This is a genomic window from Azohydromonas lata NBRC 102462 (assembly GCF_001571085.1).
GTDB classification, from domain to species: Bacteria; Pseudomonadota; Gammaproteobacteria; order Burkholderiales; family Burkholderiaceae_C; genus Azohydromonas; species Azohydromonas lata.
Genome location: NZ_BCTC01000081.1, coordinates 20,882 through 30,536 on the forward strand (window position 1 = coordinate 20,882; position 9,655 = coordinate 30,536).

The following is a 9,655-nucleotide window of genomic DNA, read 5'->3' on the forward strand; positions in this document are numbered from 1 at the left end:
CTTGCCCTGGAATTCTGGTGATGTGAATCGCTTGAATCTCATTCGATGGCCGGCACCGCAACGCTGCGGCGGCAGGAGCCGGATGCCTGCCAGACATCAAATTTCTGAAACATTTAGAAAAACTTTAACAAATTTAATTACTTATCAGAGGTTCGCTCGGTCACATGTCCAAGTTCGGTCGATACATGTCAAAAAAACGGATGCAAAGAGAGCGCGCCGTTCTTGCATGACACGCCTGCGCAGCAGGTGCCACGGAGCACGCGTGTCCGTCCTGTGACAATTGCGCTCGGGAGAGATGTCAAGCGATGAGAAACCTGGGATTCGTGCTCTTGCTGCTGCTGTGGGTGGTGCTGGTCTACGCCGGCTACGTGCTGTTCGGCTGGTGGATGGTGGCCTTTGCCACCTTGGGCGCACTGTGGGCCTGGTTCAGGCTCAAGGCGGCCAGGCAGGCAGGCGTGCGCTCCGGCAAGGCGCCGGCCGCGCCCAGGGACGGCGGCTGAGCGCGTGCTACGCCGGCGGCCCCGGCGGATGGCCGCTGATGTGCTCCACGAAGCGCCGCGCCGCCAGCCCAAGCGGCCGCTCCTTGGACCACACCACGTCCACCCAGAGCTGCAAGTCGTTGGTCAGGTTCTCGAAGGGCATCTCCACGAGCTGGCCGGAGTCCAGGTACCGGCGCACGAAGTTGCGCGGCAGCCAGCCCCAGCCCAGCCCGGCGCTGATGAGGCTCAGCGCCGCCTGCGGCGTGTCCGTGCGCCAGCGGTGGCGAGCGAACACGAAGCGCGCGTCCACCTGCGCGCGGTCGCGGCTGGCCACCACGATCTGCCGCGTGGACAGCAGGTGCTCCTCGCGCAGCCCTCCCGCGCCGGCGGCCTGCAGCACGGGGTGCGCCGGCGCCATCACCGCCACCAGGCTTTCGCTGGCCACTTCCTGGAAGCCCTCGCGCCCGTCCAGGCTGGGCCGCTCGAACACCAGTGCCAACTGCGCCCGTCCGCTGTGCAGCAGCGCCAGCGCGTCGGCCTGCGGCGCGGCCAGCACCTCCACCTCCAGCAGCGGATGCTCCTGCGCCAGCGCCGCCAGCGCCGCGCTCCAGGGCGCGGCCAGCAGCTCCGGCGCGATGGCCAGGGTCAGCAGCTCCTCCAGCCCGCGCGTGAGCGCCAGCGCGTGCACTTGCAACTGCCGCCGCTGCGCCGCCAGCGCCCGCACCTGCGGCGCCAGCGACAGCGCCTGCGGCGTGGGCCGGGGCTCGCGCCCGCTGCGGTCGAACAGCCGCAGCGCCAGCTCGCCCTCCAGTTGCGCGATGGCCATGCTCACCGCCGAGGGCACGCGCCCAAGCGCGCGCGCCGCGGCCGAAAAGGAGCCGTGGTCCAGCACCGCCAGAAAAACGTCCACCTCGTTGCCTTCGAAAGCCATCTTTCAGATACGCTGACAGCAGATGACTTTTTATATCAGCCCCGCAGACATACATTGCCGCCGTCAACGGAGTTGGGCGATGCAAGGTGTGAAACGACGGGTGGTGTACGTGGCGCTGTACGAGGCGGTGGCCATCGTGCTGGCGACGCTGGGCTTCATGCTGGCCGCCGATGCGGGCGCGGCGGACGCCACGGGGCTGTCGGTGCTGTCCTCGGCAGTGGCGGTTTTATGGAACCTTGCGTTCAACCACGGCTTCGAACGGTGGGAAGCCCGCCAGCGCGTGCGCGGCCGCGGCCTTGCGCGCCGCGTGGCGCACGCGGTGGGCTTCGAGGGCGGCCTGGCCGCCATCCTGGTGCCGGTCATGGCGTGGTGGCTGGACATCAGCCTTTGGCAGGCGCTGGTCATGGATTTGGGCCTGCTGCTGCTCTTCCTCGCCTACACCTTTGTATTCAACTGGGTCTTCGACCGCGTATTCGGCCTGCCACGATCGGCACGGCCGGTCTGAGAACATCGCGGGGGTCCCGTTCCGCCCGCGTCCTGCATGAAGTTCGAAAAACAACCCCTGCTCGCCACCGTCACGCCCATCCACCCCTACGTGCAGGCCGCCAGCTACATGCTGGTGGCGGCGCTGTGCCTGCTGGCGCTGCTGGCCGGGCTGCTGCCGGGGCTGCTGGCGGTGTGCATCAGCTTCCTGGTGACGCGATCGCTCACGCGCGTGCCCGTGGGCCGGCTGCACGGCACGGGGCGTCTGCCGCCGTGGCTGGCGGCCACGGCGGTGATCGTGGCGCCGCTGGCGGGGCTGGCGCTGCTCATGCTCAACGCCAAGGGCTACTCCATCCTGGCCGTGCAGCAGTACCAGGCGCTGCTCAACCACTTGGCCAACACCATCCTGGAAATGCGCGAGCGGCTGCCGCAGGAGATCGTGCGCCATTTGCCCGAGGGCGTGGGCGAGCTGCAGGAGCTGATGGCGGCGCAGTTGCGCACGCAGGCCAGCCACCTGGCCTCGGTGGGCCGCACCTGGCTGCACGGGCTGCTGCTGGCCTACGTGGGCCTGATCGTGGGCGCGCTGCTGGCCACCCGGCGCGCACCCGCGGCACGGCGCCCGCTGGCCGCGGCCATCGCCTCGCGCGCGGTGCATTTCATAGACGCCTTCCGCCAGATCGTGGCGGCGCAGTTCTGGATCGCGGCCTTCAACGCCTCGCTCACCGCCGCATTCCTGCTGGGAGCGCTGCCGGCCTTCGGCATCGTCATGCCCTACGACTACGCGCTGGTGGCCATGACCTTCGTGTTCGGCCTGGTGCCCATCGTGGGCAACCTCGTGGTCAACGTCGTGATGACGCTGGTGGGCGTGTCGGTGTCGGTGTACGTGGGCGCGGCCTGCCTGGCCTTCCTGATCGGCATCCACAAGGCCGAGTACTTCATCAACGCCCGCGTGGTGGGCTCCAAGACGAGCACCGGCGTGTGGGAGCTGCTGGCGGTGATGTTCGCGGCGGAGACCCTGTTCGGCGTGGCCGGCCTGGTGGCTGCGCCGCTGTACTACGCCTATGCCAAGAAGGAGCTGGCGGCCGCCGGCCTGGTGTGAACCCCGCGCCTCCCGGCGCGCGCAAAGCGATCCCTAAGGGAAATCCCTAGACCATGGTGCAACACGGTTGCAGCAACTGCGCCAGCCTGCAGCACCGGCGGTGCTCAATGCGTGGCACACGGCTGGACCAGCGGACGGCGGAATTCCTTGCCTATCACGGCGCGGGCATAGAGATAGAGGTGCAGGGACTGCGCGCACAGACGGTCCATGTCCACCCGGCCGTGCGCATCGCACGGAAACGCGCAGGCCTGCTGCGGGTCGAGCAGGGATTCGAAGCGCAGTTCGTAGCCGGGCTGTTCCAGTTCCAGGATGCTCATGTCACACAACTCCTTTGACCGCCTGCGTGTCTGCATCGACCGTGCCAACCGTGCACAGGCACGGCGACTGCGGGAGGATGCGTCCTAAGGGTTGACGCTTATTCGGCGGGGCGGAGTTTCAGTGGGCTGCCTTTCTGCGCACTGACGGAAAACGGTATTCCCGACCTATCACCGCGCGGGCGTACAGGTAATGGGTAAGTGCGGAATCGCCCAACCGGTCCATGTCCACCTGGCCGCGGGCGTCGCAGGGGAAGGCGCAGGCATTGGCGCCACCATCCAGGGATTCGAAATGCAATTCGTAACCCGCTTGTTCCAGTTCGGGAAGTGCCATTTCGTCAACTCCTTCACGCCTTGGAAACTCCGCGGCGTGCAGCCCTTGATATTCGCTTGCACAGCATGTAGCAGCGGGCGTGCCTGCCCTGCCCGGAAGAATGCCCGGACCCTGGGAGGAAAAGGAAAACCCCGCCGTGGCGGGGTTGGGACGGTGGACTTTCCAGCCCTGGACGCGGCAGTCGCCGCCGGCCGTCAAATCACGAGGAAATTGGAAGTGGAGAGAGCAGCAACTCCCGTGCCCGTGCCAATCACCGCCAGTTTCACGGCGGCGATGGCGCCCGTGCCATCCTGGTCGTAATACAAATCTCCCGTGGAGGTGTTGTAAATCAGGCGCTGCGCCGCGCTGGTGGCCGCCATGGCGCCCGCGCCGGCCAGGAAGGCCCCGGTGGCCAAGGCCACGTTGTTGGCAGTGCCCAGGCCCGTCATCACGGAATTTTCCAGCCAGATTTTTTCGCCGGCAGCAAAATCGTCGATGCGGTCCACGTTGGTTTGGGTATTGGGAAGGGTATTGAAGACGAAAACGTCGCTGCCGGCGCCGCCGTTGAGATAATCCTGCCCGGCACCGCCATAAAGGGTATCGTTGCCCTCGCCGCCCAACAGGTTGTCGTTGCCGTCGCCACCGTTGAGCGTGTCGCTGCCGTTGCCGCCATTCAGATTGTCGTTGCCCGCGCCGCCCAAAATAAGGTCATTGCCAGCGCGGCCCTCGAAGTAATTGTCGCCAGCCGAGCCCACCAGAATGTCGGCCATGGAACTGCCATTGGCATTCTCGATGTTGCGCAGGGTATCGGTGCCACCCCAGGTATCACGTGCGCTGCCCGCGGCCTGGTTGATCGTGAGGCCGCCCAGCGTGCCGGCATAAGCCGCAGCGGAGAGATTGACCACCGCGCCCATGGAGCCTGCATCGTCGCCCGAGCGGTCATAATTGACCGTGTCCACGTTGCCGCCGCCGTCTATGGTGTCGTTGCCGCGGCCGCCGTCGAAGAATTCCCAGGTCTGGTTGTTGTCCCGGCCGCGAATATAGTCGGCATAGTCGGAGCCGTTGACCGACAAATTGCCGTCGTCGAGTATGAACGTGTCGGTACCGCCCCAGCCGTCGCGGGCGCTGTTGCGGCCCACGTTGTAGGTCACGCCGCCCAGCGTGGCCGACACCATGCGGTTGCTCAAATTGACGATCACGCCGTTCGGATCGTCCCAATACCCCACGTTGGCCCACACGTTGTTGACGTTGTTGGGCGCGCCGCCAATGACGGTGTCATTGCCCTTGCCCAGCGTGAAACTCAAGGGGCCGTCGGAGCGGCCCAGCACCAGGCAGTCGGCATAGGCCGTGCCGGTGAAATGCTCGATGGAAATCAGCGTATCGACGGTATTGGCATTGCCCCCCGTTTCCAGCACCTGGTTGGCGCCGACGACGCGGTTGTTCCACGCTTCGGCACCACCGCTGAAATTGGCGAAGACGCCACCGGTGGCGTCTTCGTAATAGGCATTGTCCGAGCCCGTGCCACCTACCAGGGTGTCGTTGCCCGCGCCGCCATACAGATCGTCGCCTTGGGAACCGGCCACCAGGCTGTCGTTGCCGGCGCCGCCGTGCAATTCGTTCTGGCCGTCGCCGCCCCATATCGTGTCGTTGCCGGCACCGCCCATGATCCAGTCGTGGCCCGCGCCGCCGTTGATCGAATCGTTGCCCGCCGTGCCGACAATCAAGTCATCGCCCGCCGTGCCCACGGTGCCGGCGGCTATCGTGAAAGTGCTGTCCGGCGTGGCCAGGTATTCCATGCGCCCCGCGCCGGCCGCGGTACCCGCATACTGGTTCAACACGGTGAGTTTGCCGGCCGAGCCAAAATCGAAAATCAGGTCGTTGCCCGTGCCACCACGGTAAATATCGATGCCGGCGTAAAGGTCGTTGGGGTCGGCCAGTTGCACCTTGTCGGCAGTCCCGCCCGTATCGCTCACGACGTCGATGCCCGTGCCCAAATTGAATTTGTATACGTCGTTGCCCGCGCCGCCATAAAGCGTGTCGTTGCCCGCGTCTCCAAACAGGGTATCGTCGCCCGTGCTGCCATTGACCGCTTCACTCTTGGACGTGCCCGTATAAATTCCCATATCAAAAACCTCTTGATTTGTTCGTCTCGTGGGCACCTCCGCCCGGCCGGAATAGTGCACCAGGGTCAATCGCCACAGCGTGAATTAATTCACACCATGAGCGCGACAAATGTCAAATTGAGCCGAGGTTTGTCCAGCAACAGCAATGCGCATGGCCCGCGGTGGGCGGATATCAAAGGCTTTGACGCAGCGGCCGTGCTTGGGCCCCCAGTTGTGCCGCCAGCCCCGTGGCCAGCGCCAGGCGGCGCAGCAACCAGGGATTGAGGTCGTCGTCGGGCAAATCCACCGGCAGCGCCGTATCGAGAGAGGAAATCGAGGACAAAGGGCTTGCGGAGGCGGCCGCCGCGTTTTCCTCCAGCGCCACGGCCATGTCCGCCACCGCGCGCTCCAGCGGCGCACGCAACGCCAGCAAATCCAGCCGCCCGCGGCGCAGCAACAACATGGTCTTGATCGCGGTGAGCTGCGCCAGCAGTTGGTTGGCCAGCGTCAGCACGCGCTCCAGCGCCTGCAGCGGCGGCTGCACCGCGCGCGGCTCCACCAGCGCGCGCTGCGTGGCCTGCACCAGGGCCGAGAGGCTGTCGTAGGCCTCGCGCCGCGCCAGCCGCCACTGCAGCTCCGGTTCGTCGTCCACCGCCTGGAGCTGCGCCACGGCCAGCGCGATGCGCGCGTGCCGCGACTGCGCCCGCAGCACGCGCCCAAGCAGCGCGGGCAACTGCCGGCGCTCCCAGGACGGCAGCACGTAGCTGAAGCCCCAGGCCAGCGCGACGCCGATCAGCGTGTCGGCCATGCGCTCCACGATGTCGAACACCGGGCCGATGCCCGCGCCCAAGAGGTGGGCCTGCACCAGGCCCAGCACCGTGGCCGCGACGGACGTCACCAGGTAATGCCGCACCGCGAAGGCATGCGCCACGGCCTGCGCCAGCGTCAGCGCCAGCAGCAGCACCCAGGCCGACGGATGCGCGGCCAGCAGCGCGCCGCTGAGCACGCAGCCCACGAGCGTGCCGGCCACGCGGCTGTTGCGGCGCTCCAGCGTCTGCGCGAGGCTGCCGCGCAGCACCACCACGATGGTCAGCAGGATCCAGTACTCGTGCGTGCCCCAGGGCAGCGCCTGCGCCAGCGCATAGGCGCTGCCCAGCGCCAGCGCCGCGCGCACGGCGTGGCGCAGCGGCGGGGCGTCGCGCCGCCACAGCGCCAGCAGCGGCCGCCACGACCAGGCCGTCGGGCTCACGAAGAGCTGCCACGCCACGCGCACCGCGGCCAGGTCCGGCTCGCGCTCGCCGCGGGCCAGGGCCACGGCGCGCGCCACCTCGTCGGCGACGTGGCGCACGCGGTTGGCCAGGCTGCGCGCCAGCCGCGCGCCGGGGTCGCCGGCGCGGCGCGTGAGGGCTTGCATGGCCTCCCAGGGCAGGCGCTGCAGCCGCTGCCGCCGGCGCTCGGCCGCGGCGGGCACACGCCCGGTGAGCAGCGCGTCGGCCAGCGCCTGCACGTCGTAGGCGGCCCCGCGCAGCACGGTGCGCAGCCCCGCCAGCACGGGCGCCTGCGCCGGATGGGCGCGCAGCGCGTCCAGGTCCAGCTCGCAGGCCAGCAGCAGGTCCCGCAGCTCCAGCACATGCATGAGCAGCGCGGCCTGGCGCTGACGCCGCGGCGTGCGGGGCGACTCCAGCACCACGTCGCGCACGGCCTGCAACTGGTCCGTGAGCGCGGCCTGGCGCCGCAGCAGCGGGGCCAGCGCCGGCGTGTCCGCCGATGCGCCACCCGTCGCACCCGTTGGACCGGTCACACCGGTCGCGGATGTCGCACCTGTCGCACCTGTCGCACCTGTCGCACCTGTCGCAGGTGTCGCACCCGCCTCGCCCGGCACGAAGCGCGCCGCCTGCTGCCGCATCAGCCCGGCCAGCGTGAACAGCACCTCCGCCAGCAGCGCCACGCGGTAGCGCGCATTGAGCAGCGCGTTGGCCGCCGTGGCCCACAGCAGGTACAGGCCCGCGCCCAGCGCGAAGCACAGCGCGGCCGGCGGCGTGGCGGCATCGGCCTCGCCCCCATGGCGGCGCACGGCCATGGCGAAGATCAGCGAGAACATGGCCGACACCACGATGGGCAGCCCCCGCTTGCCCCAGGCCCCGGCCAGGAAGGCGCCAAAGCTCGCCGGCACCAGCAGCAGGCCCAGCAGCCACGGGTGGCCGTGCAGCGCGTGGCCGGCCCAAAACAGCGGCAGCCCAAGCAGCGCCGCGGGCAGCAGCTGGGCGAGCTTGCCGCGGCGCGGCGCGGGCTGGTCCGGCGGGATGCAGGCGATCACGCCCACCGACGCCGCCGAGGACGCCGCGGCCCCCAGCCACCACTGCACGCCGGCGGAGATCACCAGCAGCCCAAGCGCCGCGCACAGCCCATTGGCCACGTGGGCGCTGAGCAGCACGCGCAGCGCGGCGCGGGCGCGCCCGTCGGCCGCGCGCAGCCGCCGCCGCAGCTTCAGCCACCCGCCGCGGGGGTGCTCAGGCGCGGCGGACACGGCGCGGCGGGCAAGGGGTTTCGAGGCGGCGCCGGGCAAGGCCGGCGGCGCGCGCGGACGCGGGGATGCGGTATTTCGGCTGCATGGCGGCTTTCCTGCGGTCGGTCCGGCATGAAACACCGGCCTGCGCCCCGGGCACAAGCCGTGCCGTACCACGCGGCGGGACACGGCCACGCCTGCGCCGGCGCCGGCCCGCTACGCTGGAGCGCTTGGGCCGCCGTGGCGGCGGCCCGCCCAAAAATGCAATGGAGACCAGCCATGAGCGAATTCGTCTTTGCGCCCCCGGCCACGCCCTCGGTGGCGGTGGCCGGCAGCAGCGCGCGCTTTCCGGTGCGCCGCGTGTTCTGCGTGGGGCGCAACTACGCCGCGCACGCGCGCGAGATGGGCAACGACCCCACGCGCGAGCCGCCCTTCTTCTTCATGAAGCCGGCCGACGCGGTGGTGCCGGCCGAGGGCGTCATTGCCTACCCGCCGCTCACGGACAACCTGCACCACGAGGTGGAACTGGTCGTGGCGCTGGGGGCCGGCGGCAGCCGGGTGCCGCCTGAAGAGGCGCTGTCGCTGGTGTGGGGCTACGGCGTCGGCCTGGACCTGACGCGGCGCGACCTGCAGGACGTGGCCAAGAAGATGAGCCGCCCCTGGGACTGGGGCAAGGGCTTCGATGCGTCCGCTCCCTGCGCCGCGTTGCGCCCGGTGGCCGAAGTGGGCCACCCGTCGGCCGGCCGGGTGTGGCTGGAGGTCAACGGCGAGGTGCGCCAGCAGGGCGACTTGAACGAGCTGATCTGGCCGGTGGCCGACGTCATCAGTTACGTCTCGCAGTCGGTGGCGCTGCAGCCTGGCGACCTCATCTACACCGGCACGCCGGCCGGCGTGGGCGCGCTGCGGCCGGGCGACCGCGTCAGCGGCGGCGTGCAGGGCGTGGGGACGTTCGCGTTCGAGATCGGGGCGCGGCCGGCCTGAAGTCCCGCGGCGGGCGCTGCGCTTTGCAGCGCCGAGACGGATGCCACGGCAGGCCCTTGCCTTGTCCGCCGAGGCTCAAGCCATTCAAGCCGCTTCCAGCTTGAACTCCCCCACCACGGCCTGCAAGGCGCTCGCCTGAGAGGCCAGGGCCGAGGTGGCGGCGGTGGCCTGCTGCACCAGGGCGGCGTTTTCCTGCGTCACGCGGTCCATGTGCGAGACGGCGTGGTTGACCTGGGCGATGCCCGCGCTCTGCTCGGCCATGGCGCCGGAGATCTCGCCCAGGATGGTGTTGACGCGCTGCACGGCGCGCACGATGTCCTGCATGGTGCCGCCGGCCTGGCGCACCAGGCTGGAGCCGCTGTCCACGTGCTCCACGGCGTCGTTGATCAGCTCCTTGATCTCCTTGGCCGCCTGCGAGCTGCGCTGCGCCAGGTGCCGCACCTCGCC

General features: G+C 69.2%; 10 protein-coding genes. 4 read left to right on the forward strand and 6 right to left on the reverse strand.

The window, feature by feature from the left end:
• Nucleotides 1-305 precede the first annotated feature (305 nt).
• On the forward strand, nt 306-500 hold the full coding sequence (locus ALA01S_RS33345; protein ID WP_157119192.1) for a hypothetical protein: 195 nt from the start codon (nt 306-308) through the stop codon (nt 498-500).
• 7 nt (nt 501-507) lie between these two features.
• Here the strand turns inward: ALA01S_RS33345 and ALA01S_RS22340 are convergent, their stop codons facing one another.
• Nucleotides 508-1,410, reverse strand: a complete 903-nt coding sequence (locus ALA01S_RS22340) for a LysR family transcriptional regulator (RefSeq protein WP_066341247.1) — start codon at nt 1,408-1,410, stop codon at nt 508-510.
• A 79-nt stretch (nt 1,411-1,489) separates the two neighbouring features.
• Here ALA01S_RS22340 and ALA01S_RS22345 point away from each other — a divergent pair, with 79 nt between their 5' ends.
• Both ALA01S_RS22345 and ALA01S_RS22350 read left to right on the forward strand, forming a co-directional pair.
• The gene (locus ALA01S_RS22345; protein ID WP_066341248.1) at nt 1,490-1,915 is read left to right on the forward strand and encodes a PACE efflux transporter; all 426 of its coding nucleotides are present in this window, start codon (nt 1,490-1,492) and stop codon (nt 1,913-1,915) included.
• Between the two features lie 36 nt (nt 1,916-1,951).
• Entirely contained in the window at nt 1,952-2,992 is a 1,041-nt protein-coding gene (locus tag ALA01S_RS22350) for an AI-2E family transporter (RefSeq protein ID WP_066341249.1), read from the forward strand.
• Nucleotides 2,993-3,096: 104 nt separating this feature from the next.
• On the opposite strand, the gene ALA01S_RS22355 is transcribed toward ALA01S_RS22350, so the two are convergent.
• The 4 genes from ALA01S_RS22355 to ALA01S_RS22365 all read right to left on the reverse strand — a co-directional run bounded on the left by ALA01S_RS22355 (nt 3,097) and on the right by ALA01S_RS22365 (nt 8,194).
• Entirely contained in the window at nt 3,097-3,309 is a 213-nt protein-coding gene (locus ALA01S_RS22355; protein ID WP_066341250.1) for a hypothetical protein, read from the reverse strand.
• Nucleotides 3,310-3,427: 118 nt separating this feature from the next.
• Nucleotides 3,428-3,640: a hypothetical protein gene (locus ALA01S_RS32115; protein ID WP_084267817.1), complete on the reverse strand. Its 213-nt coding sequence runs from the start codon at nt 3,638-3,640 to the stop codon at nt 3,428-3,430.
• A 194-nt stretch (nt 3,641-3,834) separates the two neighbouring features.
• Nucleotides 3,835-5,802, reverse strand: a complete 1,968-nt coding sequence (locus ALA01S_RS35360) for a calcium-binding protein (protein WP_305765088.1) — start codon at nt 5,800-5,802, stop codon at nt 3,835-3,837.
• A gap of 112 nt (nt 5,803-5,914) precedes the next feature.
• Nucleotides 5,915-8,194, reverse strand: coding sequence for an FUSC family protein (locus ALA01S_RS22365; protein ID WP_066341257.1), 2,280 nt, complete (start codon nt 8,192-8,194; stop codon nt 5,915-5,917).
• Between the two features lie 312 nt (nt 8,195-8,506).
• Here ALA01S_RS22365 and ALA01S_RS22370 point away from each other — a divergent pair, with 312 nt between their 5' ends.
• Nucleotides 8,507-9,208 carry a fumarylacetoacetate hydrolase family protein gene (locus ALA01S_RS22370; protein WP_066341253.1) on the forward strand — a complete coding sequence of 234 codons (702 nt, stop codon included), beginning with the start codon at nt 8,507-8,509 and terminating at the stop codon, nt 9,206-9,208.
• An 84-nt stretch (nt 9,209-9,292) separates the two neighbouring features.
• Here the strand turns inward: ALA01S_RS22370 and ALA01S_RS22375 are convergent.
• A partial coding sequence (locus ALA01S_RS22375; protein ID WP_238455897.1) for a methyl-accepting chemotaxis protein occupies nt 9,293-9,655 on the reverse strand: 363 nt, incomplete at its 5' end.